Source organism: Alkalihalobacillus sp. CinArs1, from assembly GCF_947387515.1.
GTDB lineage: Bacteria > Bacillota > Bacilli > Bacillales > Guptibacillaceae > Guptibacillus.
The window spans coordinates 16,655-40,309 of record NZ_CANDOB010000010.1; the positions used below are offsets into that span (position 1 = coordinate 16,655).

The 23,655-nt window shown below is 43.6% G+C and carries 22 protein-coding genes and 2 riboswitches; all 22 genes read left to right on the plus strand.

Annotated features, from left to right (window positions below; genetic code table 11):
- Window positions 1–68 precede the first annotated feature (68 nt).
- The 22 genes from PFZ69_RS20680 (at window position 69) to PFZ69_RS20785 (ending at window position 23,209) form a co-directional block, all read left to right on the plus strand.
- Window positions 69–1,457, plus strand: coding sequence for an LLM class flavin-dependent oxidoreductase (locus PFZ69_RS20680; protein WP_270182983.1), 1,389 nt, complete (start codon window positions 69–71; stop codon window positions 1,455–1,457).
- On the plus strand, window positions 1,454–2,482 hold the full coding sequence (locus PFZ69_RS20685) for a methionine ABC transporter ATP-binding protein (protein ID WP_270182984.1): 1,029 nt from the start codon (window positions 1,454–1,456) through the stop codon (window positions 2,480–2,482). The genes PFZ69_RS20680 and PFZ69_RS20685 overlap by 4 nt, the downstream gene beginning before the upstream one ends.
- Window positions 2,454–3,113: a methionine ABC transporter permease gene (locus tag PFZ69_RS20690; RefSeq protein WP_270182985.1), complete on the plus strand. Its 660-nt coding sequence runs from the start codon at window positions 2,454–2,456 to the stop codon at window positions 3,111–3,113. Before PFZ69_RS20685 ends, PFZ69_RS20690 begins: the two co-directional genes overlap by 29 nt.
- Window positions 3,114–3,130: 17 nt before the next feature.
- Entirely contained in the window at window positions 3,131–3,958 is an 828-nt protein-coding gene (locus PFZ69_RS20695) for a MetQ/NlpA family ABC transporter substrate-binding protein (protein ID WP_270182986.1), read from the plus strand.
- A 217-nt stretch (window positions 3,959–4,175) separates the two neighbouring features.
- On the plus strand, window positions 4,176–5,150 hold the full coding sequence (locus PFZ69_RS20700; RefSeq protein WP_270182987.1) for an AAA family ATPase: 975 nt from the start codon (window positions 4,176–4,178) through the stop codon (window positions 5,148–5,150).
- A complete protein-coding gene (locus tag PFZ69_RS20705) occupies window positions 5,147–6,397 on the plus strand; it encodes a DUF58 domain-containing protein (RefSeq protein ID WP_270182988.1) in 1,251 nt (416 codons plus the stop codon). The genes PFZ69_RS20700 and PFZ69_RS20705 overlap by 4 nt, the downstream gene beginning before the upstream one ends.
- Window positions 6,384–8,555 carry a transglutaminase TgpA family protein gene (locus PFZ69_RS20710; protein ID WP_270182989.1) on the plus strand — a complete coding sequence of 724 codons (2,172 nt, stop codon included), beginning with the start codon at window positions 6,384–6,386 and terminating at the stop codon, window positions 8,553–8,555. Before PFZ69_RS20705 ends, PFZ69_RS20710 begins: the two co-directional genes overlap by 14 nt.
- A 39-nt stretch (window positions 8,556–8,594) precedes the next feature.
- Window positions 8,595–8,696, plus strand: a riboswitch (purine riboswitch).
- A 134-nt stretch (window positions 8,697–8,830) separates the two neighbouring features.
- Window positions 8,831–10,369 (plus strand): glutamine-hydrolyzing GMP synthase, encoded by a 1,539-nt coding sequence (gene guaA, locus PFZ69_RS20715; RefSeq protein ID WP_270182990.1) that lies wholly within the window; start codon window positions 8,831–8,833, stop codon window positions 10,367–10,369.
- A gap of 84 nt (window positions 10,370–10,453) precedes the next feature.
- Window positions 10,454–10,555, plus strand: a riboswitch (purine riboswitch).
- Between the two features lie 125 nt (window positions 10,556–10,680).
- Complete coding sequence (locus PFZ69_RS20720; protein ID WP_270182991.1) at window positions 10,681–11,976, plus strand: NCS2 family permease; 1,296 nt, start codon at window positions 10,681–10,683, stop codon at window positions 11,974–11,976.
- A 249-nt stretch (window positions 11,977–12,225) separates the two neighbouring features.
- The gene (locus PFZ69_RS20725) at window positions 12,226–12,978 is read left to right on the plus strand and encodes a hypothetical protein (RefSeq protein WP_270182992.1); all 753 of its coding nucleotides are present in this window, start codon (window positions 12,226–12,228) and stop codon (window positions 12,976–12,978) included.
- Complete coding sequence (locus PFZ69_RS20730; protein ID WP_270182993.1) at window positions 12,971–13,738, plus strand: hypothetical protein; 768 nt, start codon at window positions 12,971–12,973, stop codon at window positions 13,736–13,738. The genes PFZ69_RS20725 and PFZ69_RS20730 overlap by 8 nt, the downstream gene beginning before the upstream one ends.
- A 15-nt stretch (window positions 13,739–13,753) precedes the next feature.
- Window positions 13,754–14,872: an AAA family ATPase gene (locus tag PFZ69_RS20735; RefSeq protein WP_270183004.1), complete on the plus strand. Its 1,119-nt coding sequence runs from the start codon at window positions 13,754–13,756 to the stop codon at window positions 14,870–14,872.
- A gap of 13 nt (window positions 14,873–14,885) precedes the next feature.
- Window positions 14,886–16,217, plus strand: a complete 1,332-nt coding sequence (locus PFZ69_RS20740) for a CpaF family protein (protein WP_270182994.1) — start codon at window positions 14,886–14,888, stop codon at window positions 16,215–16,217.
- On the plus strand, window positions 16,214–17,143 hold the full coding sequence (locus PFZ69_RS20745) for a type II secretion system F family protein (protein WP_270182995.1): 930 nt from the start codon (window positions 16,214–16,216) through the stop codon (window positions 17,141–17,143). Before PFZ69_RS20740 ends, PFZ69_RS20745 begins: the two co-directional genes overlap by 4 nt.
- 3 nt (window positions 17,144–17,146) lie before the next feature.
- Window positions 17,147–18,088, plus strand: a complete 942-nt coding sequence (locus PFZ69_RS20750; protein ID WP_270182996.1) for a type II secretion system F family protein — start codon at window positions 17,147–17,149, stop codon at window positions 18,086–18,088.
- 39 nt (window positions 18,089–18,127) lie between these two features.
- A complete protein-coding gene (locus tag PFZ69_RS20755; protein ID WP_270182997.1) occupies window positions 18,128–18,337 on the plus strand; it encodes a hypothetical protein in 210 nt (69 codons plus the stop codon).
- Window positions 18,338–18,343: 6 nt separating this feature from the next.
- Window positions 18,344–18,733, plus strand: a complete 390-nt coding sequence (locus tag PFZ69_RS20760; RefSeq protein ID WP_270182998.1) for a TadE/TadG family type IV pilus assembly protein — start codon at window positions 18,344–18,346, stop codon at window positions 18,731–18,733.
- Complete coding sequence (locus PFZ69_RS20765; RefSeq protein WP_270182999.1) at window positions 18,730–19,404, plus strand: pilus assembly protein TadG-related protein; 675 nt, start codon at window positions 18,730–18,732, stop codon at window positions 19,402–19,404. The genes PFZ69_RS20760 and PFZ69_RS20765 overlap by 4 nt, the downstream gene beginning before the upstream one ends.
- Window positions 19,405–19,425: 21 nt before the next feature.
- Complete coding sequence (locus PFZ69_RS20770; RefSeq protein WP_270183000.1) at window positions 19,426–20,742, plus strand: hypothetical protein; 1,317 nt, start codon at window positions 19,426–19,428, stop codon at window positions 20,740–20,742.
- A gap of 26 nt (window positions 20,743–20,768) precedes the next feature.
- Window positions 20,769–21,068 (plus strand): hypothetical protein, encoded by a 300-nt coding sequence (locus tag PFZ69_RS20775; protein ID WP_270183001.1) that lies wholly within the window; start codon window positions 20,769–20,771, stop codon window positions 21,066–21,068.
- Between the two features lie 514 nt (window positions 21,069–21,582).
- The gene (locus PFZ69_RS20780) at window positions 21,583–21,864 is read left to right on the plus strand and encodes a hypothetical protein (RefSeq protein ID WP_270183002.1); all 282 of its coding nucleotides are present in this window, start codon (window positions 21,583–21,585) and stop codon (window positions 21,862–21,864) included.
- 40 nt (window positions 21,865–21,904) lie between these two features.
- Window positions 21,905–23,209, plus strand: a complete 1,305-nt coding sequence (locus tag PFZ69_RS20785) for a VWA domain-containing protein (RefSeq protein ID WP_270183003.1) — start codon at window positions 21,905–21,907, stop codon at window positions 23,207–23,209.
- The last annotated feature ends 446 nt before the right edge of the window (window positions 23,210–23,655 follow it).

Sequence of the window (23,655 nt, forward strand, 5' to 3'; positions counted from 1 at the left end):
TTCACGGCCTCTTCTTTTCTTATGAAGAGGCCTTTTTATGTTTTAAAAAAGAGTGGAGGTTGAGAGAGATGAGTAAACAAATCATTTTAAATGCGTTCGACATGAACAGTTCGATGCACAATTCACATGGGCTATGGAAGCATCCAGAAAGTCAGCGTCACCAGAGATACAAAGACTTAGACTACTGGATCGACCTTGCTAAGACATTAGAGAAAGGGAAGTTCGATGCGGTCTTCTTTGCAGATGTTCTTGGTGTTTATGATGTGTACCAAAAGAGTAAGGATCCTTCAATCCGTGATGGCTTGCAAGTGCCAATCAATGATCCCGCGCTTCTTGTCCCTGCGATGGCGAGTGTGACCGAGCACCTTTCCTTCGCTGTTACGGTCAGCACGACGTACGAAGCACCTTTTGGAAATGCGCGCAGATTTTCGACGCTCGATCATCTAACAAAAGGGCGAGTTGCCTGGAACGTCGTTACCTCTTATTTACCGAATGCGGCACGCAACTTCGGACTTGAGAAGATGATTCGACATGATGAGCGTTATGATATCGCTCATGAGTATATGGACGTGTCCTACAAATTGTGGGAAAGCAGCTGGGAGGATGGTGCTGTGGTTGAAGATCGGGAGGCTGATACGCTTGTTGAGCCGAGCAAAGTTCATGAAATCAATCATGAAGGTCACTATTTCAGTGTTGAAGGACCGCATCTTAGTGAACCGTCTCCACAGCGAACGCCTGTGATCTATCAAGCTGGGACATCAGAGAAAGGGCGAGAATTCGCATCAAAGCATGCGGAGTGCGTGTTTGTCGGAGGACCGACTCCTGAGCGAATCCACTACTACGCCGATGATATTCGTGAGCGTGCCGTCAAGCATGGAAGAAATCCGGATCACGTGAAAATTTTCTCGTTTTTAAGTGTGATCGTAGGTGAAACGACAGAGGAAGCAGAGGCGAAGTTTGAGGCGTACAACAAGCTATGGAGTGCTGATGCAGCAAAGGCTCAATACGGTGCGAGCGGCTATGATGTTGCAGAGTTTGAAGAGATGGACCTTGATGAGCCGTTTGAATATAAGAAATCAACAGAAGGCGGCCAGTATAAAGCGGCAACGTTGACGAAGGATGCGCCGAAAAAGCTGACGGTAAGAGAGGTGTTGAATCGCTTTGAATCGATCGACCGCAACAGCGTGATCGTTGGTAACCCTTCTGATGTAGCGGATGCGATTCAATTTCAATTCGAAGCTTCAGGAGTAGATGGGTTTAATTTGAACCACCTCGTGACACCTGGAGACTTGGAAGCCTTCGTAGAATTAGTTGTACCTGAACTACAGAAGCGTGGTCTTTATAAAAAGGATTATCAAGAAGGTACGCTGCGTGAAAAGCTCTTTAACAAAGACGCAAGACTGCCAGACGACCATCCAGGAAAAAACTACGCTTTTCGTAAGGAAGTCGTGCGATGATCGAACTAAGAGAGATTAGGAAAGAGTATGGAAAGAAGGACAAGATCGTTGCTGTCGATAACGTTTCCCTTCGTGTAGAAAAGGGAGAAATCTACGGAATCGTTGGGTATAGCGGAGCGGGTAAAAGTACGCTCTTACGGTTTATTAATGCTTTGGAAAGGCCAACGACAGGATCCGTCCACGTTGATGGAATCGACTTGCTATCGCTATCGAATAAAGAGCTTCGAAAAGCAAGGCAATCGATCGGGATGATTTTTCAAGGATTCTATTTGGTTGCTTCAAAAACAGTCTATGAGAACGTCGCATTTGCCCTTCTAGCTGCCGGTGTCAGTAAAAAGCACATCGGGGAAAAGGTCGATCATTTATTGAGCGTTGTCGACCTCGCTGATCAGAAGGAAAAATACCCGTCACAGTTGAGCGGTGGTCAAAAGCAAAGAGTGAGTATCGCGCGGGCTTTAGCAAATGATCCGAAGGTGTTGCTGTGTGATGAGGCGACGTCCGCTCTAGATCCGAACACGACTAAATCCATTCTTTCATTGCTGAAAGACATCAATCAAAAGCTTGGGATTACGATCGTCATCATCACGCATGAAATGGAAGTGGTGAAGGAGATCTGTCATCGCTGTGCGGTCATGCGTGAGGGAAAAGTTGTGGAATCGGGCACGACATTCGATATTTTTTCAAATCCGAAAGATGCATTGACAAAAACGTTTATTCAGAACGTACTAGAGTTCCATCTGCCTGATTCGTTGATCGAACATGTACAAGGGAAGCTAGTGAAGCTTATGTTTCTCCGCGATCTAGCAACGGATTCGGTCGTTTCCGATATGCTGCAGAGATTTAAGGTGAAAGGGAACATTTTGCATGGAAAAGTCGAGTACATCCAGGAAACGCCCCTCGGTGTGTTCATCATGGATGTGAGTGGAGAGGAATCTGAAGTGTCTCGAGCGATCGCTTACTTAGAGAAGCGAGTAAACAACGTGGAGGTGATCAACGATGGACCACATTATCAAGCTCTTGCCTGAACTGAACGTCGCGTTTTTTGAGACGTTGATCATGGTTGGAATCGCTTTGTTGTTTGCGATTTTCATTGGTCTCCCATTAGGGGTCATCCTATTTATCACAGATCGAGGGTTGTTTTTAGAAAATAAATATGTGAAACAAGCGGTCGGCATCATCATCAATTTGATTCGTTCCGTTCCGTTCATCATCTTGCTCGTATTCTTGCTTCCGGTAACGAGCCTTTTGTTGGGAACAACGATTGGACCTATGGCAGCTTCTGTTTCCCTCTCCGTTGCTGCGATTCCGTTTTATGCAAGAATCGTAGAATCGGCTGCTCGTGAGATCGACAAAGGTGTGATTGAAGCAGCCGTAGCCGCGGGTGCTTCACCGTGGATGATCATTAAACACATCGTCCTGCCAGAGGCGAAGCCTGGATTGATAACAGGGCTCACAATAACGGCGATCAGTTTGATCGGCTACTCGGCGATGGCGGGAACGATCGGCGGTGGAGGAATCGGGGATCTTGCAATTCGCTATGGATACTACCGTTATGATGATACGGTCATGTTTACGACCGTCATTCTATTGATCGTCATCGTTCAGCTCGTACAGTACTTTGGTGATTTTATTGCGAAAACAGTAGATAAGAAATAATGGATGGAGGCTTTTATATGAAGAAAAATACGGTCTTGATGATCATTCTCTTACTAGTAGTCGGTGTATTATCGGCATGTGGGGACAAGAGTAGTGAAGCGAGCAAGTTAGAAAAGAAAGAATTGATACTCGGAGGAACGATTCCGTATAGCGATATGCTAGAAAAGGGTGTTAAACCTTATCTTGAGGAAAAAGGGTACTCGGTTACGATCAAGGAATTTAATGATTATGTTCAGCCGAACCTAGCCTTAAAAAGCGGGTCGATCGATGCCAACTTGTATCAGCATGAGGTATATATGAAGGCATTTGCGAAAGAAAACAATATGGACTTAAGCGGTGTGATCAGAGTGCCCACTGCTCCGATCGGAATCTACTCGAACAAGTATGATTCACTAGACGAGATCGAAAAGGGGAGTACGGTAGCGATCGCTAATGATCCGACGAACCTTGCACGTGGTCTAACAGTTCTACGTGATAATGGGGTCATCGAATTTGATGACGATGTTGATCCTCTAAAAGCTTCAGTAAAAGACATTACGAAGAACCCGAAAGACCTTGACTTTAAGCCTGTTGAAGCAGCACAGCTTCCAAGAACGCTCGATTCAGTCGATGTATCGGCAGTGAACGGTAACTTTGCGATCGCGGCAGGTATGGACCTAAACGATGCGATCGTGAAAGATAAGCTTCCTGAGAATATCATCAACCAGGTTGTTGTGAACACGGCAGATAAAGATGCGCAGTATGTGAAGGATATTGAAGAAGCAGTAAGATCTGATGAATTTCGAAAAGTCATAGAAGAAGAGTTCCAGGGCTTTCATCAGCCTGAGTGGTTTAAACAAAAATAACAGTCTGCGAAAGGCTTCGGTATTGAACCGAAGCCTTTTCTCGTTCCAGACACCATGTTTTGTTTTTGTAATTGTGTGAAAACATAGTAACTTACTAACGTGTTGTTTCCTATTTTTGTTACAATAAGGATATGAGTACTTAGACATTATGTTTAATAGGTAAAGATACCTATATCGAATACAACTACCTTGTAAAAGGTTAATGGAGGAATCGTTCATGAGCTCAGAGTACCAGTACGATACGTACCAACCATCTGTGAAAAAAGTCATAGAAAATATCGAAAATGTCATGGTAGGAAAAAGGGAGGTTACGGAACTTAGTCTCGTTGCACTACTAGCAGGCAGCCATGTCCTTCTTGAAGATGTTCCAGGTGTAGGTAAGACGATGATGGTGCGAGCACTCGCGAAGTCAGTGGGGGCGGGTTTTAATCGTATTCAGTTCACCCCGGATCTACTGCCATCTGACCTAACAGGAGTCTCCGTCTTTAATCAAAGAGAAATGATGTTCGAATTTCGAAAAGGACCACTTCTAGGAAACATTATTCTAGCGGATGAAATCAACCGTACCTCTCCTAAGACACAGTCTGCGCTGTTAGAAGGAATGGAAGAAGGGAGTGTAACGGTGGATGGAGAAACGCACATTCTTCCGCAGCCATTCTTCGTTATGGCAACACAAAATCCAATCGAGTATGAAGGCACGTATCCACTACCTGAAGCTCAGCTCGATCGTTTCTTATTAAAATTGAAGATGGGCTATCCAACGCCTGAAGAAGAGCTCGAGGTGTTGAACAGAACGGAGCACGGTCATCCGATCGATATGATTGAATCAGCTCTGGAGATCGCTGAGTTGATCGACATGCAGAAGAAAGTGAGAGAAGTGTTCGTCGAGCAATCTGTTAAGCAGTACATCATCGACATCGTGAGCCGTACTAGGCATAATACATCCATTTATTTAGGAGCGAGTCCTCGAGGGTCCCTATCATTGATGAAAGCAGCGCAGGCGTATGCGTTCATGCGGAATCGTGATTATGTGGTTCCAGACGATATCAAATACTTAGCACCTTACGTTTTGTCACACCGTGTGCTGTTAAAATCAGAAGCAGCGTTTGAAGGGCAGGAGTCTGAGCAAATTATTCGAGAGATCGTTCAACGAGTAAAAGTACCTCTCATCCGAGAAGAGAAAGTGAAATGAGAGAGAAGCTTTCACAAAATCGGGTATTGAAATTCTTCTTTTTATTTCTCCTCCTACTGATTACCTTTTCATATGCGATGTTTCAGGGCGGGTTTGTTAGCTGGTTTCTCTTTTATGCGTTTGTCCCTTTCGTCATTTATTCTCTCGCACTGCTTTTCTATCCACTGGATGGAATCAAGATGACGAGAACGATTAATAAGATGGAATTGGTAGATGGGCAGGAGCTGAAAGTGACGATTCACGTCACGCGCGCCAATCGTTTTCCTCTCTTTTATTTAATCGTAGAGGATCTCTTGCCTGAGCGTTTATTCCCGCTTGCTTCAGAACAGTCGTCTCGGTATCAAAGAGGTTCATTAGCACTTCTTTTCCCTATGTTTAAAAAAGAATTGACGTATTCTTATCACATTAATCCAATTCCAAGAGGTGAATATCACTTTCACTCGTTGCGGTGTAAGGCGGGCGATATGTTCGGTTTTGTTCAGCATGAAAAGAAGCTGAAAGTCGAGCAATCCGTATATGTTCTTCCAAACTATCAATCTATTACATGGACGCCTTATCGCCAGCAGCTTTCTGGGACAAGGCCATCTCCTAGAAAAGCAGACTTTGATTATTCAACAGCGGTAAGCGTACGAGATTATGTGCCAGGTGACAAGTTGTCATGGATCGATTGGAAGTCAACTGCGAAAAGCACGAAGTTATTGACAAAACAGTTCGAACAACAGGTGAGTCGTGACTTCATGCTGTTTCTAGATCGCGAGGAAAAACACTACGGACGTGATTATTCGCCCCTTTTTGAGAAGGCGGTTCGACTTGCTGCTTCGATCACGCATGCTGCGTTAAAGCAGAATGCGATGATTGGCGTCGTTTCCTCAGGAAGAGATCACACGGTTTTGAGTGTGAATGGCGGCAAGGCCCAGCGTAGAAGAATCTTTCACCATCTTGCTAGAGTAAGTCCTAATGGAACGTCTTCCTTCGATACCGTTATTAAGAGAGAAGCGCACCATTTCCCGGCAGGAACGGGTGTGTTTATCGTGAGTCCTTCTCTTGATGCCGTCTTTCTTTCTACGTTAAAAGAGCTTGTATCAAGAAAAGTACAGGTGGAATTCTTTTATGTGACAGAAAATATCAAACTCGCTGAGCAAGCAGAACTGAACAAGCTCATTCAATTCGGAGTAAAAGTTCATGCGATATCAGGCGAGGTTTTCAATGAGGAACTAAAGGTAGGTGGGAAACGTGCAACAAACTGATCAGAAATTAGACTGGATTTATTCCCTTCTCCTTTACGGTCTAGGTTTCCTCTTATTCTGGGAGTGGCTGAGGCCTCTTTCTGTCATTTCAGATACCGGGGAAACGGAAGTATTTATCCTATTCACAGCCTTTTTGTTTTTGATGTCCTATTTTCAAATACCATTTTGGCTATCGTTTCCGATTAAGGGAGTCGCGATGATCTATGCGCTTCATTCGCTTTTCTTCCCTGGCAGCTTTTTTGAGATGATGTGGTTTGACTACTTACTCTCAGACCTTGGCAAAAATATCGGTTTGATGTTCGATGCAAGTTGGGGTGAATTATCCAACCTGTTCAGGACACTGTTGTTTTTTATTTTGTTATGGCTGATTAGCTACCTCATGCAGTACTGGCTGATTCAAACGAGGAGAATCTTTCTCTTCCTCGTCGTTACCATTGTTTATATATCTGTGATCGATACGTTCACGGCTTATAACGCTGATGTTGCGATCATTCGCATCTTGATCATTGGTTTTGTATTATTAGGCTTGCTCCAGATTCTACGAATTCAAGAGCAAGAGGGCGTGACGTTTTCTAAAGGCAGATTTCCAGTGTTCTGGCTTATGCCTCTTGTCGTGATCATTGCGTTTTCTTCCGTGTTTGGCTATCTCGCACCGAAGGCTGAACCACAGTGGCCAGACCCTGTACCGTTCATTAAGAAGACAACGTCTTATGAAGAGGGTAGCGATGCGAAAGGAAATGGCATTAGTAAGATTGGCTACGATGAAGATGATTCGAGACTTGGCGGTCCGTTTATTGAAGATGATACGCCGGTTTTTACTGCAAAAACAGAGGAAAGAGGCTACTATCGAGTAGAGACGAAAGACGTGTATACGGGGAAAGGTTGGGACGTTTCTCTCCCTGATCGAAGAATTTTTGAAGGGCGAACTGACCTTTTGTACGAAGAAAGCGTTGAAGTTGAAGCCTTAGATGCAAGGCTATCGATGAGTGGGGAAGAGGAGTATGACTTCATCATCCACCCTGGACAAGTAACTGATATCGACGTACCCGATGATGTGCAGCTATTAACGAACGTCGTTTCAGGAAAAGTGTTCACTCAAAAACTGGCAGAGCCTTTCGTGCTCGATAACTACGCAATGTCCTATGAAAGTCCGACCTTTTCAGAGAAGTTGCTTAGAGAAGCACCTGAAGAGTATCCAGAATCGGTTCAAAATCAGTATCTTCAGTTACCTGAATCACTGCCAGAGCGTGTTTCGGAACTTGCTGAACAGATCGTAGCAGAAGAAGATAATCCATACGATAAAGCGAGAGCGATCGAGAATTACTTTGTTGGTAATGGATTTGTTTATGAAACGAGAGATGTATCGATTCCTGATCAAGACGAAGACTATGTTGATCAATTTCTTTTTGAAAGTAAACAAGGATACTGCGATAATTTCTCAAGTTCCATGGCAGTCCTGTTGAGAAGTCTTGATATTCCGGCACGCTGGGTAAAAGGTTTCACTGAAGGTGAGTACGTGAGCACAGATGGCGATTACGGCGAGTATCAGGTCACAAATAATAACGCGCACTCTTGGGTAGAAGCGTACTTTCCAGGTGTAGGCTGGGTACCGTTCGAACCAACCCGTGGTTTTACAAGCTTAGCTGACTTTGTTTCTGATTATGATGCTGAAGGCGGTGCTGAAGCAGAAGCTCCTGAACCGACTACACCAGAAGAAGAGGAAACTCAGAACCAAACAGAGCAAAATGAACAGCAATCATCTTCAGAAGGTTTCTCATTATCATGGAACTGGACGATCTGGCATACGATCGGCTTAGTCATGGTGCTTGCAGCGTTCATAGTCTATGCGTTTAAAAATTACAAGAAGTGGATCAAACGCTTTTTCCTTCGTAAATACCATAAGCGTCATGATAACAAAGCGCTCTCTGAAGCGTACTTTAGGCTTCTATGGTTATTGGAACTTCATGGAATTAAACGCGGAGAAGATCAGACGTTACGCGAGTATGCTGTGAAAGTCGACCATCAACTCGGCACACAAGACATGAAGGTTTTAACGAGACGTTATGAGGAAAGTCATTATCGCGGGAAACCTTCAGAATCTAGTTGGAACGAAATGAAGGAATTATGGGAAAATTTAATTAAAAAGATGCAATCTTGACCGCTTGATAGACGGTTGATAGAATGAATCCATAGTTTTAGCGAGAATAAGAGTCACCTTCGTATATCCCTGGGAATATGGCCCAGAAGTCTCTACCGGATCACCGTAAATGATCTGACTATGAAGGCAGATATTCCTAGTTAAAGCCAGGATTCTGCCTTTGTACCATGGCAGAGTTCTGGCTTTTTTTATAGTACAGGGCAATTTTTTTATTAGAGTAGTTAAAGCTAGACGAGACAAAACTACTGAAGACTAAATAGAAGTGAGGGAATTAGATGTTAGAAGAACAGGAATCCATTATTGTCCTCGACTTTGGAGGACAGTACAATCAGCTAATCGCAAGACGTATTCGTGACCTCGGTGTATTCAGTGAATTACATCCAAACACCATTACTGCTGAAGAGGTAAAGAAGATCAATCCAAAAGGGATCATTTTCTCCGGCGGGCCAAACAGTGTGTATGGTGAAGGAGCACCTCGCTGTGATGAAGAAATTTTTGAGCTTGGCATTCCGGTTCTTGGCATTTGTTATGGTATGCAGCTTATGACGCACCATTTTGGTGGAAGCGTAGAAGCAGCGAAACACCGTGAATACGGGAAAGCGATGCTCGACATCACGCACCAATCGCCGTTATATGATGGCCTTCCAGAAAAGCAATCCGTTTGGATGAGTCATGGTGATCTTGTAAAAGCACCACCAGAAGGATTCGATGTCGCAGCAACGAACCCATCTTGTCCTGTCGCTGCAATGAGCGATTCTTCTCGTCACCTTTATGGCGTACAGTTTCATCCAGAAGTTCGTCACACGGAGCACGGGAACGAACTACTGAAGAACTTTGTTTACAAAGTGTGTGAATGTGAAGGAAACTGGTCGATGGAAAACTTCATCGATGAACAGATCGAGACGATCCGCGAATCTGTTGGTGACAAAAAAGTTCTTTGCGCACTAAGTGGTGGCGTAGATTCTTCAGTCGTTGCGGCCCTCGTTCATAAAGCGATCGGTGACCAGCTAACGTGTATGTTCGTCGATCATGGTCTTCTTCGTAAAAACGAAGCGGATAGTGTGATGAAGACGTTCGGAGAAGGATTCGAAATGAATCTGATCAAGATCGATGCTTCTGACCGCTTCCTATCTAAGCTTAAGGGCGTAACAGATCCAGAGAAGAAGCGTAAGATCATCGGGAACGAATTTATTTACGTATTTGAAGAAGAATCTGAGAAGCTTGAGAATATGTCTTTCCTTGCACAAGGTACGCTATACACGGATATCGTTGAAAGTGGAACAGCAACGGCACAGACGATTAAATCCCACCATAACGTAGGTGGTCTCCCAGAAGATATGAAGCTCGACTTGATCGAACCGTTAAACATGCTATTTAAGGATGAAGTTCGTAAAGTGGGTACAGAGCTTGGCCTGCCGGATGAAATCGTGTGGAGACAGCCGTTCCCAGGACCAGGTCTTGGTATCCGCGTAATCGGTGAAGTAACAGAAGAAAAGCTGAAGGTCGTCCGTGAATCTGATGCGATTCTTCGTGAAGAAATCAAAAAAGCCGGCCTTGATCGTGAAATCTGGCAGTACTTCACCGCGCTTCCTGACTTCCGTAGTGTCGGCGTCATGGGTGATGCGAGAACATATGACTACACGGTTGGCGTACGTGCTGTAACATCGATCGATGGCATGACATCCGATTGGGCGCGTATTCCGTTCGAGGTTCTTGAAATCATTTCAACTCGTATTGTGAATGAAGTCGACCACGTAAACCGCGTAGTGTATGATATTACGTCCAAGCCGCCTGCTACGATCGAGTGGGAGTAAACACGAACGAAAGATAAATAAATATTAAAAATGTTCGTATTTACTGTTGACGAGTAAAGTTGTAATTGATATACTGCAAAAGTAAATAAAAGAACGACAATCCATCGTATAACATCGGGAATAAGGCCCGAAAGTCTCTACCAGGTTACCGTAAATAACCTGACTACGAAGGAAACAGTGAGAGAAGTGAACCGTTTGGCTCTTGAAGCATAACGGTTTGCGATCTTTCTTTTCCTATTAGTCCGCTCCGGGTAGAGAACCCGGAGCTTTTTTTATTTTTACGACGGATGTTGAAATAAGGGGGAAGTAAGATGGAGCGATTTTTTCGCTTTCAAGAGCACAACACAACGTACAAAAAGGAATCGATTGCCGGTTTAACAACCTTTCTTTCGATGGCATACATTCTGTTTGTTAACCCATCTATCCTAGCGGATGCTGGAATGGATCAAGGAGCCGTTTTCGCAGCGACGGCGTTAGCAGCTGCACTCGGTACGCTGATCATGGGTCTACTCGCTGGCTATCCAATTGCATTAGCACCTGGAATGGGATTGAACGCATTCTTCACCTATTCCGTTGTAACGGTAATGGGAGTACCTTGGGAAACGGCACTTGCAGGTGTTTTAGTTTCAGGACTTATTTTTATCATCATTACGATTTTTAAAATTCGAGAAATGATCATCAACGCTATCCCGATGGAATTAAAATACGCAGCAGCGAGCGGAATCGGACTCTTTATTGCGTTTATCGGACTGAAGAGTGCTGGAATCGTTGAGAATAATGACTCAACGCTCGTTCAGTTAGGTAATCTTCTATCTGGTTCAACGCTACTAGCGGTATTCGGCCTTATCATCACGGTCATCCTCATGGTTCGAAACGTAAACGGCGGAATCTTTTACGGAATGGTGATCACAGCGATCGTAGGAATGATCTTTAATCAGGTGCCAGTTCCGGATAGCGTCGTAGGAAGTATTCCGAGTCTTGAGCCAACGTTTGGTGTAGCACTTGGTCATCTTGGTGACTTGGTATCGATCGACATGCTAGTTGTTGTTCTTACATTCTTGTTCGTCGATTTCTTCGATACAGCTGGAACATTGATCGCAGTTGCGACGCAAGCAGGAATCATGAAAGACAATAAGCTTCCTCGTGCAGGAAAAGCGTTGTTCGCTGATTCATCTGCAACGGTACTTGGTGCTGTACTAGGAACATCAACGACAACAGCATACATCGAGTCTTCATCAGGTGTAGCAGCAGGTGGACGGACTGGTTTCACTTCGGTCGTAACGGCTGGACTGTTTCTTCTCGCATTATTCTTCTCACCATTATTAGCTGTTGTAACACCCGCCGTTACGGCTCCTGTTTTAATTATCGTAGGAGTTCTAATGGTCAGTGTTCTTGGTAAAATCGAGTGGAATCGTTTTGAAATCGCTGTGCCAGCATTCTTAACGATTATCGCAATGCCGCTGACGTACAGTATCGCAACTGGAATTGCACTCGGATTCGTTATGTATCCAATCACCATGCTAGTAAAAGGTGAAGGAAAGAACATCCATCCGATCATGTATGTGTTGTTCTTCGTATTCGTTGCGTATTTTGCATTCTTAGCATAGATTAAGAGTTTAATAGAAAACAGACAGCAAAGCGCTGTCTGTTTTTTTATATTTATTTTCCAATATTTAGGGTTAAGATGTTCTTTCTCTTGGGTATAAAGTTATAAAAACTTTGGATGGATCAGAGCATTATCGGTGACTTTTTTCGTCTTTTTCTGGAAAATCCATTTTATGGTCGATTCGCACACAAAATTTTACACTTTTATGCGAATATAGCAATGTGAAAAAAATTAGGAGTAGGGAGATTATATGAAAATCGTACTTGATGAATCACTAGGGCTTCAATCACTCCAAAGCGAGAACATACGTATGAAACCGATCAATATTAAGGGTGCTGATGGTTTAGAAAACTTTCTCGAAAAGGATGATGCAAAATTCCTACGATCAAAGAAGGTTCCGATTGCCAATTGGCAGCTAGAAGAAGAGATTTCCTACTTCATCGATCGATTCCCATCAGGTAGTCGGATCATTTATTTCTATGATCCTCATGTCCAACCGGCGGATGAACTTAGTAAGTTATCAAACTGGCTCATGAATGAAAGGTCTGTGATCACGATTCCAGCTCCCGATAACCGAGCGCTGCTCTACATGCTCGCTGAAAAGGTTCAAGCTTTAACCAATCCAACGAAACAGGAAGTCCTGCGTTGGGTTGAGTGGCAGGTTCGATCTGTATCGGGAACGGTCATCTCTCAAAAGCCAGCCGTTTTCTCGAATGGAAGGATGCTTCGTACATATCGAGCACCGAAGAAAGACATCTACAAACGAGCAGTTTGGAAAAACGAAGCACTAACTGTAGAAGAATCTGGGAGTCTATCAGGATTATTAGAAGCCGCCACTACTTCGGCTGACTCAGAGTATTGGGTTGTGAAAAAAGGAGTGTCTGACTCACTGAGAGCAGATCATGAGATCGAGATCGCGAAGCCCCATCTTCCAGTTAACATTCCATTTATTCATATCGCTCGTATTCCTATTACGAATCGTTGGGGTGAATCAAATGATTGATGCAAAAAGAAGAGCACTTATCTTTCTTACACTTGCTTTTATACTTGCCGTCGTCGCGGCTGGCTTTATTTTAAACCAAATTCGAATGGCTCAAGAGTCGCTCGGTGAAACGGTGAAAGTCGCAGCGGCAGGATCTGATATCCGTTCCTATACTTCTCTTGAAGAAAGTGATATCGAGTGGGTCGAGATGCCGAGAAGCAGTCAGGTATCCTCATTCATACAGGATGAGAAGGACCTAGAAGAAGCCATTGCGGTCGTGAACTTAAACGATGGCGATATCCTTACCAAGAACGTCGTGAGGAAGAAGCTGGATATCCCTGCTGAGAATCGGGTCGTGTGGTTGAATCCAACTTCTAATGTCGTGATCGACCAAGCGATCACAGAAGGTGATCTTGTTGATGTGTATTCCGTTATGGAAACAAAAAGCGGTGTAACAACTGAGCGCTTGCTTGAAACGGTTCCAGTCGTTCAACAAGAAGAGCTTCAGACGGATAACGACGATGAGTCGTTTGGTCCTGCAATCAGAGTATCGCTGGACCTAGAACAAGCTGAAAAGCTGATACATGCTCAAAATGCTGCCAAACAGATCCGTATTCTTCGTGTGAATCAAATTGCAGCTGAAGCTGAACAAGCGAAGAAGGAAGCTGAAGCAAAGAAAGCGGCGGCTGAGAAGGAAGAAGAAGCGAAAGCAAAAGAAGCTGCTGAAAAGAAAAAAGCAGCTGAGAAAAAAGCAGCCGAGGATGATGCTGATGAGGAGTAAAGCGGGGTGGATGAGATGAGTTCTTCGTATAAGTCATTAATTTTATCTAAGAAAGAAGATGTTATTGAATCGGTGAAAAGGGAGCTTTTAGAAAGCGGAGTCGATGTTGTGACTCAGGAAGAATGGAAACCTTCTTTCTCTGAAACCTTTCAATTTTACTTTGTAGATAGTGATGAGCTTGAGGCTCTGCAAGCCATTACGGTCCCTACTTCAAGTTTTGTAATCGGAATTACAGAAGATCGTTCGTTTGATGAAGGTAGACGGTGGGTGAAGGCCGGTGCCTATGACGTAATGGTCTTCCCTGATGAGATCGATCGTTTGAGTCAACTAATTGTCGATATTCAGCAAAGCCTTGAATTAACGGAGCAATCATTTAATCGCGATTCTGGGAACGGCATCGTTCATGCCTTTTATAGTGCAAAGGGTGGCAGCGGCACGACGTTACTATCGATCTTAACTGCTCAGTCACTTCGCATTCACCATGATAAGCGCGTTATTCTCATCGATTTAAACGCGCAGTTCGGTGGGGTTGAACCAGCACTTGGGCTTGAATTTTCAAGGTCGTATTATGATTTGCAGCCTGTCCTTCAAGAGCTCTCGTTACACCACATCGAGAACGTATCGATTAGAGATGAACGGACGGGTATCGATGTGTTAACAGGGCCGGCAAATCCAGCTAAGGCAGAAGAGATTAACGAAGAGTTGATCACGAAGGTAATTCGAACGTGCCGAGCTCACTATGATCATGTGATTCTAGATGTTCCTTCAGCAATCAGCACGATTAGTTTTACAGGGTTATCAGAGTCGACGGCGATCCATTATATTCTGACCCCGGATAGCCTGGGGCTTCGGGCTTTTAAAAATGCGATGGATCTATTCGAGCGTTTCCAATTGAGTGGACGCAATCACCCTGTGTCATTGCTTTTAAATCGAACGCATCCAAAAGGTGAGCTAGCGGAAAAAGATATCGCGAGACTTCTTTCAAAAGAAGTGACTGCTTCGGTTCGTTCAGATTACTTCGGCTTACAACCGGTTTTGAATATGGGAGAGCCATTTTATAAAAAGAAAAATGATCGTGGGCAGTCGAAAGCAACGAAGGATATGAAGCTCTTTGTTGACAAAGTGCTGATGTAGAGGAGGTGAGTGTATGTCTTGGTTACAACGAGCATCGAATCAAAGTACGCCTCGGTCGAAAGAGTGGGAAGTGACGAACAGCCCTGAAGAAAAATGGGTGAGGCACTACAAAAATCGTTTGATCAAGGAAGCGAATCTTGAAAGTATTACGACCCTTCCCCCAACTGAACGAAAACAAACAATCGAGCGACTCGTAAAGCAAATGATCGATGAAGAGAAAGTAATCATTCCTAGTCAGGAAATGGAGAGGATCATTCAACAGATCATCAACGAATCCGTAGGGTATGGACCTCTAGAAGCATTGCTTCAGGATGATGGCATAACCGAGATCATGGTGAACGGTGCGAACGAAGTGTACATCGAACGCGGCGGAAAAATGCAGGAGACAGATATTCAGTTTAAAGATGATCAGCATATCCGCCATATCATCGACCGCATCATCGCTCCGCTCGGAAGACGGATCGATGAAAGTTCCCCGATGGTAGATGCGAGACTTCCAGATGGAAGCCGAGTGAACGCGGTCATCCCGCCCATTTCACTTGATGGTCCATCGATTTCGATTCGTAAATTTAACAAAACGCCGTTCACTCTTGAAGACCTTCAGGGTTTTGGGACGTTTACGGATGAAATGGGGCGGTTTCTTCAAGCGGCAGTACAGGCAAAGACAAATATCCTCGTATCAGGAGGAACAGGGAGCGGGAAGACGACGTTACTCAACGTTCTCTCTGATTCGATCCCGCTCGGGGAACGAGTCGTAACGATCGAGGATATGGCAGAACTTCGCTTTTCATATGAAAACCTTGTTCGGCTAGAGGCGAGGCCTCCTAACATGGAAGGCAAGGGTGAAGTCACCATCCGCCAGCTTGTAAAGAATGCTCTGCGCATGCGTCCTGATCGCATTATCGTTGGGGAGGTTCGTGGTTCTGAAGCGATCGATATGCTTCAGGCTATGAATACCGGGCACGAAGGATCTCTCACAACCGTCCACGCGAACTCACCTAAAGATGCACTTGGTCGTTTGGAGGCGATGGTTGTCATGTCTGGTCTACCGATAACTGTTGAGATCATTCGTGGTTATTTCGTTGGTGCTCTCGACTTGATCGTGCAAACGTCAAGACAGCCCGATGGTGGACGTAAGGTTGTGAGTATCGCAGAAATTACTGAAGGTGATGGAGAGATCGAAATACATGACATCTTCCGGTACGTACGCGAAGGCGTTACTGCAGATGGCAAGGTGAAAGGGCACTTTGAAGCGACTGGATATAAACCTAAACTAGTCAATCGTTTTAGAGCATACGGTGTTGAACTATCCGATTCGCTGTTCCTTGAGGGGGCGATCGTATGACAATCGCTCTCCTAGCGCTTACCGCTGCGTTTCTTTCATTCTTCCTATTTATCTATTACGTGATGGAAAGCCGCCGAGCGAAGCAGTCAGTAAAGAAGATCGATGAATGGTTTGAAACAGGTGAACAGAACAGAAAGAGTTTCGTAATTCTAATCGGTGATAAATATGATGAATCGGAATTGTCTCGAGATTTGGAAAAGAAGCTTGTTCAAGCGAATATTCGCTTGAAGCCGTCGGAGTATATGGGGATCTATTTACTTACTCTTGCCGTGATATGGTTCGTGGGGTTTTTCTTACTAGGTTTACTTCCGCTTATCGCGCTGTTGATCGCCTACTTCTCGGTATGGATCGGGTCGAGACTCCTATTAAACGCGAGGCAAGATAAATTGAACGAAAGCTTCAACAAACAGCTTCCTGAAATATGCAGGATGATGTCTAATTCGATTAAAGCTGGTCAAACGATTCCTCAAGGGATCGAAATGGTAGGTTCAGAGGTGTCAGAACCAGCGGGTCCACAGTTTAGAATAATGGATCAGCAAATAAAGCTTGGAGACGACGTTGAAGAAGTGATGGGACGTTTTCGTGAGAGGTATTCAAGTAAAGAAATCTCAATCTTCGTTAGTACGATCTTGATTCAACGACGCGTCGGGGGAAACCTTGCTGAAGTGCTAGATTTAATGGCTGGAACGATCGAAGAAAGAGGACGCGTACAAAAAGAAATCCAAACCGCAACAGCGGAGTCGCGTTCGATCGCGTATATCCTTGTGCTCATGCCTTTCATGATGGCGATCATGATGAACTTGTTCATCGAAGGCTTTCTAAACGTTCTATTCACCACATGGGGTCTGCTTCTTTTCGCGATATTTTCACTCATTATGTTCGCGGCTTTCATTCTGATCAAACGGATTTCAAGGATAAGGGTGTAACCTATGAGTTCATTACTAAGTGTATATGCCGGCTTCTTATTTACTGCCATTCTATTCATTTTACTCATCGGATTTATTTATATCTATTTGTATATCAGCAAGAAACATAAGCTAGTTGATCAACTGAAGGTAGAGGAATCTGTTCGACAGAGGCGAGTGAGTTTCAGGCGAAAAATGAGTGACCGCCTCATAAAAGCAGCTGAATATGCAGGACCTACAGGTGTTAAATACGCGTTTTTCTCAGATCGAGAGAAGGATGAAAACCAGCTGATCCAGGCAGGGAACCCGATGGGGCTCCGGCTAGAGAGCTTTTATGGTCTCAGGTTTTTCCTAGGACTGTGCGGGATCGTCGCTGGAATGCTTTACCTTCTTCTAGGACTGCCGCTTGCTTTTGCGATGTTTCTACTTCTGCCGCTCGGGGGCTATTTAGGGCCGAATCTATGGCTATTATTAAAAGCTCGTGAGCGACAAGAAACGATCAGCATGATGATGCCGGACTTTCTCGATACCGTCAGCGTTACGCTTCAGGCAGGTGTTGGGTTAGATGGCGCGCTCCATCAAGTGACAAGGCAGTTCGATGGACCGCTGAGCGAAGAGATCGAACGATTTAATCGAGAAATTGATCTCGGTGTTCCGAGGAAAACAGCTTATGAAAATCTAATCAATCGAAATTCATCTAGAGAGCTAGAGATGCTTGTGAACTCTCTTATCCAGGGATCTACTCTAGGTGTCCCTGTTTCTAAAACATTTGCCATTCAAGCGGATGACCTTCGCGCGACCAGAAGCTTTAAAGCGAAGGAAAAAGCAGCGAAGGCAAGTCCTCAAATTACGTTAGTCACAACATTTTTCGTATTGCCGGGTGTGTTCATCTTGATCATTGGATTGCTTGCTCTGAACGTGATTTACAACCCTGGCGCATTTGGTCTTGATACCTTCTTCAATTAGAAGGTTCAAATAAAAACTAATTACCTAAAAGGAGAGGTTATGATGTTAAACAAACTCGTAATAAAGTCTAAGGAAACGATGAATCAGTACGTAAACAATGAAGAAGGTGCACAGGCTCTTGAGTGGGTAGCACTAGGACTAGTCGTATTAGCAGTAATGGCAGCTGTTGCTACAGCTGTAGATGGTAATGGAGACGGAATTGCATCTGCTATCGTTGATCGTATCGCTCAAATGATCAGTGACATTTAATTCGCGATGAGAAAGCTTACTTCTTACCTAAAAAATGAGAAAGGGTCACAAACGATTGAATTTTTAGCTGTATTCCCGCTTGTGATCGTGGCGTTTATGATCATCTGGCAGATGGCGCTCGTTGCTTATGCGGTTGTTGTCACAGAGTCAGCTGCCAGAGATGGTGCCAGAGCGGCATCGGTAGGTGGGAATGCACAACAAGTAGCGGAACGATCAGCAGGCGGTTTACAGATTCAATCCGTCAGTTCAGTTGAATCGGGAGAGGACGTTACCGTAACGGTCGTTTCAAGAATACCGACCGTTTCGATCCCTCTCGTTGGTCAGATTGAACTGGATTTTGATGCAGATGCGACGATGCCGATGGAAGAGGATGACGACGAAGGAAGTTTGCCATGACAACATTACGTTCTTACCTGAAAAATGAACAAGGCAACAGCATGCTGCTGATCATGGTGGGCTTACTCGTCGTTTCAATTTTTATCAGCTTCGCTTTCTTTGATTTCTTTAATGTGTTCATTTCAAAACGCGTCAGCCAAACGAGTGCGGACTCGGCGGTACTAGCCGCTGCAAAAGAGGCGAAGAACTCTTATGACAAGGAACTTCGTGAGGAACTCGAAGAGCGGTTAGAAGAACTTGAAGAACGTTTCTCAAGTGAAGAATTAACAGATGACGAGATTGGGAACTGGCTTGAAGATGAAATTGAAGGCAGCGATGATTCGTATAGGTCAACAGTTGAAAAATGGCTTAAAGAAGGTGACAGTGTTGACCTGGATGCCAATGAACTGCTGCTCTTTTTATATGAAGAAGACGAAATTAGCGAGATCGCATGCGACGCTGTAAGAGGAAACATGTCTGATATCGAAGACGCCGCCAATCGCTATGCGAAGAAAAACGGTGCTGATCGAAATGTAAGGGTTGAATTCGATGAGGAAACGTTCAGCATTTTTGTAGAATCAGAACGCAAAGGTTCATACGTGACGGTCGAAGATTCGCAGTTCGACGGCATCAAAGCAGATGCCTCTGCTGGAATCGGTACACCGGTGGGGATCGATATAACATGTAAATAAGTTGAGGGGAGAGGGTGCAGAGTGGCGTTTAAACGACTGATATCGTTCGTGATTCTTCTCTTCATGCTTGCTACGAGTGTATCTCCCGTCGCTTTAGCGGAGGTTGGGGAACTCGACTATAACAATGATAACCTCAACAAAACGGAAAGTGATGGAGATGCCACTGCTAATGACGGTAAGGACAAAGATCATTGGTGGGACATCGATTGGAGAGGAATCGGTAACGATATCGGAGACGCTTTTAACAAAGGAAGAGATGCTCTTGACCCATTCTTCGATACGGTCGGGGATATGGGGGATTTCATTGCTGGAGGCTGGGATAGGTTCACTGATTGGTCGAGTGATACATGGAATGACTTCAGTAACTGGTCACAAGACACATGGTCGTCCTTCACAGATTGGTCGGCGAACACATGGGATTCATTTACGGACTGGTCAGCTAACACGTGGGACGCTTTCGTCGATGGCACGGTCAATACATGGAACGCTTTTACAAACTTCACATCGAATATCTGGGACGCGACGCCAAACTGGGTAAAATCAACCTTGAGCTTTGTAGGCGTTGGCGCCGGAATCGTGGGTGCTGTCGCTCTTGGCGTAATCAGCGCACCAGTTGCGATCGCAGCTGGAATTGGAGCGGGCATCGCCGGTGGCGCGTATTATCTTATGAATCGAAACAGCGACTATAGTTTTCTAGGCTCACTTGGCTGGACAGCTGGAGGTGCCCTGTTAGGCGGGATTGGACAGGCTACTGGGGCGATTGCGGCTGTTAGAGCTTATCTCGGTAGGAAAGCTGCGACAGGGTTGTTATCTGCTCAGATTAATAGATATGCTTTAGGGAGTTGGGGGGCTGTAGCTAAACGTGCTTTATATGCATATTCAAAAGCGGCTATTCTACCAACGGCTGTTGTTCCCGGAATTCATGGTTTTAATTTTATAATGACGGGTGAAATTAACTGGGGATCAATGGCTAAAGATACTGCAGTGACATTTGCAACAGCACCTTTAGGTGGAGCTCTAGTATCTGAAGTGGGAACGGCGATTCGTAGTGGTTTTAGGTTAGTAAATCCTATTATACCAGCCGCGGGTGCAATTGGTGTGGCAGGTGGTACCAATCTACTTATGCAATTTCTTACTTCTGGACAAGCTAGTTTTTTGGATTTTGGAATTGGTGCAGCTGTAGGTGGTGCATTTATTTCTTTAGATATACTTCTAAGTCGGTACCCAGACACACGAATTCAAACCACATACGAAGTTTTGAAAAAATACCTTAGTGATGAATTATCAAAAATTGCAGAGAAGGAATTCTCAGATAAGAAAACTAAAAAAGAACAGTAGAATGATTTATGGAAGGAGTTGGAATCATGACTAATCGAATGTGGGGGTTCATAGAAGCGGCCGCTGTGATAATTATTTTGGGAAGCACAGTAGGATTAGTATTTTCATTGGGAGAATCTCAAGGGGGCGGTGTTTATAAAATGACTGAACGTCCACCTTGGTTGATATATGCTGCAATGGGTCTTGGCGCAACAATGATCATTGGGGTTTTTGCCCATATTAGTAGAAGATCAGAGGGTGTTAGCATTAAGGCGCGTATACTCCAGACTGCATTGCTTGTATTGTTTTTTGCTGGTGCAATAGGTCTTGCTAATATGTTTAGGTAATATTAGTGAAGGAGTTTTTAAAATACTTAAGCTAATTAGGTGTTTTGGGGTGGACATATGACAAAGTGGAAGAAACTATCAATAACTTCTAAAGTGTCATTTTTAGTGATGATCTTATTAACATATATATACTCTCGAATGTTTATAGAAGATGGAAAGTTAGATTTCACTGATAGAATCTTTTTACTCTTAGTGATTATTGTTTTTGCTTTTGTTGGGATTATATCTAGTATTAATCTCACTTCACAAAATGGAAAGAAGCTAACTACTCGTACTGTAATAGGAGCAGTAGTTACTTTTTTGCTTTTTATTTTGTACCGATTGTTTGTAGAGTTTTAATAAAGTGGAAAGATGTTTTTCCTGAAGGTTGTTTTCTTCCCTTACTTTAATTTACTTCGCTTTCTTTGTGGAAATTAAATAGTGATTGTGAAAAGAAGATAAAAAGTCTGATTGGGGTTTGTATCGGATGAGTTATTTAATAAAGAGACATTCTGATGTTTAGGAGAAAATTAAGATGTGGAAGAAAGTTTCTATTGCGGCAAATATACTTATGCTCGGGGCGTTTGTTGGGGTTATCGTATACGGTCAATTGTTTATAGAAAACGGAAAGTTAGATGGTAACGACAAGATATTTTTTGGAGGAATTCTTGCTGTTTTAGCGTTCTGTGGTTCGGTGTTTTATATAAATTTTATTAATAAAAACGGAAAGAAAGTAACGGCGAGGACAATCGTATTGGGAACTATCATGTTCTTAGTAATCGTTCTTTCTAAAGTCGTAGCAGAGTATTGGCTATAAATATATAGGTTATAAAATCTATTATTGGAGGTGTATGAATGTGAAAAAGTATCTCTTAATTCTTGTAGGGTTAGTTTGTCTACTACTAGCAGCTTGCTCTAATAACGAAGAAAGTGCTAGTCAAAATAATAAAGATAATAAACAAGAGGAACAGCAGCAGGAAGAGAAAGCAGACTTTCCTGAAGCTGCAACAGATGCACAGAGTATTGTAAAAGGAAGTCCAGGATCATTAATCAAAAGTGGTAGTGGTAAACAATCCATTAATCCCGATGACATTTTAAAGGAAATCCCTTCTTCTGCTGATGCGGAGACGGCATATAACGGGTTAGTCTCTATGCTTCATGCCGATTACAGTGAGGTTCACGCGGCGTATGAGGATTATAATCCTGAATTTGCAAGTCTTACATCTGAGGAAGAAAAGATTGATGAAGAGAATGTTGTGATTTTATTGGATTCTAGTGGGAGTATGGCAGGGCAAGTAAGCGGAGGAACGAAGATGGATCTCGCAAAGGATGCTTTAAAGCGATTTTCTAGTAACTTACCTGAAGACGCGAATATACTCTTGAGAGCTTACGGTCACAAAGGTAGTAATGATGATAGCGATAAGGAACTCTCTTGTAGTAGTAATGAAGTCTTTTATGATTTGGATACATATGATGAAAACACGTTCAACGAAGCTTTGGGTCAATTCAAACCTACAGGATGGACTCCACTAGGGGATGCGATTAGCTCTGTTCAGTCTGATTTAAAAGGGAAAACTGGAGAACGTGTGAAAAACAAAGTTTATATAGTGAGTGATGGTGTGGAAACATGTGATGGAGACCCTGTGAGTGAAGCGGAAAAGCTTCATCACTCTGATTTAGAGGTAACGGTAAACATCATCGGATTCAATGTAGATACTGAAGGTCGTAGACAGCTTGAAGATGCGGCAGAAGCAGGCGGTGGAGTTTACAAGACTGTTAATTCAAAAGTTGAGCTAAATAACACTCTCAATCAATTATTGAACGATGCCCATAAATCAATTCAAGCAGACCTTGCATCAGCGAAGGCTGATATTGCAGTAAACAAAGAGCATCTTCAAAAGAATAAAGAGGTAGACGAAATCAGAGCAACCTTTAATGATATCGTTCAAACGGAAGAAGACCTATTATATAAAGCAGCTCAAGAGTTGTACTTTGAAGAAAAGATTACAAAGGAAGAAGTAGAGCTCCTCAAAGAGAAAATTACTCAGCGTTCAGATACGCTTCTCGACTATAGCGAGAAAAAGCATGATGAGTTGAGTGAGTCAATAAAGGTAGAGAAAGAGAAAATGTTCGATAAGATCGACGAGAAAACAGCGAGTTAAACAAACGTTTGATTGAATAAGAGAGACCGTACAAGCCAGAGCCGATTTGCTCTGGCTCTTTTTTTAAAAAAGAATATCAATCTATGTATTGACCCACTCTATTTTAGCTGATATAGTAGTAAACGTTGTTGCAAAGACAACATCACTTAATTAAAAAAGGGATTGACACTACTTAGGTAGTCATGTATTATTAATCACGTTGCTTCTTACGGAGCAAACAGATTGTAATAACAATCTCAAAAAAAGTTGTTGACAATGACTTAGACGAAATGTTATATTAGTTGAGTCGCTGAAAACGACAAACGAAAGAAACAATTGATCTTTGAAAACTGAACGAAACGCCATGCAAGAAATTGTTTCTACGGAAACAACATTGTTTTAAAGCTAGATTGAACTTTTCTATCGGAGAGTTTGATCCTGGCTCAGGACGAACGCTGGCGGCGTGC

Excerpts from the sequence above, each read along its gene's own strand:
- PFZ69_RS20680 (WP_270182983.1), top strand. The coding sequence starts at position 69 with ATGAGTAAACAAATCATTTTAAATGCGTTCGACATGAACAGTTCGATG.
- PFZ69_RS20685 (WP_270182984.1), top strand. The coding sequence starts at position 1,454 with ATGATCGAACTAAGAGAGATTAGGAAAGAGTATGGAAAGAAGGACAAG.
- PFZ69_RS20690 (WP_270182985.1), top strand. The coding sequence starts at position 2,454 with ATGGACCACATTATCAAGCTCTTGCCTGAACTGAACGTCGCGTTTTTT.
- PFZ69_RS20695 (WP_270182986.1), top strand. The coding sequence starts at position 3,131 with ATGAAGAAAAATACGGTCTTGATGATCATTCTCTTACTAGTAGTCGGT.
- PFZ69_RS20700 (WP_270182987.1), top strand. The coding sequence starts at position 4,176 with ATGAGCTCAGAGTACCAGTACGATACGTACCAACCATCTGTGAAAAAA.
- PFZ69_RS20705 (WP_270182988.1), top strand. The coding sequence starts at position 5,147 with ATGAGAGAGAAGCTTTCACAAAATCGGGTATTGAAATTCTTCTTTTTA.
- guaA (WP_270182990.1), top strand. The coding sequence starts at position 8,831 with ATGTTAGAAGAACAGGAATCCATTATTGTCCTCGACTTTGGAGGACAG.
- PFZ69_RS20720 (WP_270182991.1), top strand. The coding sequence starts at position 10,681 with ATGGAGCGATTTTTTCGCTTTCAAGAGCACAACACAACGTACAAAAAG.
- PFZ69_RS20725 (WP_270182992.1), top strand. The coding sequence starts at position 12,226 with ATGAAAATCGTACTTGATGAATCACTAGGGCTTCAATCACTCCAAAGC.
- PFZ69_RS20730 (WP_270182993.1), top strand. The coding sequence starts at position 12,971 with ATGATTGATGCAAAAAGAAGAGCACTTATCTTTCTTACACTTGCTTTT.
- PFZ69_RS20735 (WP_270183004.1), top strand. The coding sequence starts at position 13,754 with ATGAGTTCTTCGTATAAGTCATTAATTTTATCTAAGAAAGAAGATGTT.
- PFZ69_RS20740 (WP_270182994.1), top strand. The coding sequence starts at position 14,886 with ATGTCTTGGTTACAACGAGCATCGAATCAAAGTACGCCTCGGTCGAAA.
- PFZ69_RS20745 (WP_270182995.1), top strand. The coding sequence starts at position 16,214 with ATGACAATCGCTCTCCTAGCGCTTACCGCTGCGTTTCTTTCATTCTTC.
- PFZ69_RS20750 (WP_270182996.1), top strand. The coding sequence starts at position 17,147 with ATGAGTTCATTACTAAGTGTATATGCCGGCTTCTTATTTACTGCCATT.
- PFZ69_RS20755 (WP_270182997.1), top strand. The coding sequence starts at position 18,128 with ATGATGTTAAACAAACTCGTAATAAAGTCTAAGGAAACGATGAATCAG.
- PFZ69_RS20760 (WP_270182998.1), top strand. The coding sequence starts at position 18,344 with ATGAGAAAGCTTACTTCTTACCTAAAAAATGAGAAAGGGTCACAAACG.
- PFZ69_RS20765 (WP_270182999.1), top strand. The coding sequence starts at position 18,730 with ATGACAACATTACGTTCTTACCTGAAAAATGAACAAGGCAACAGCATG.
- PFZ69_RS20775 (WP_270183001.1), top strand. The coding sequence starts at position 20,769 with ATGACTAATCGAATGTGGGGGTTCATAGAAGCGGCCGCTGTGATAATT.
- PFZ69_RS20780 (WP_270183002.1), top strand. The coding sequence starts at position 21,583 with ATGTGGAAGAAAGTTTCTATTGCGGCAAATATACTTATGCTCGGGGCG.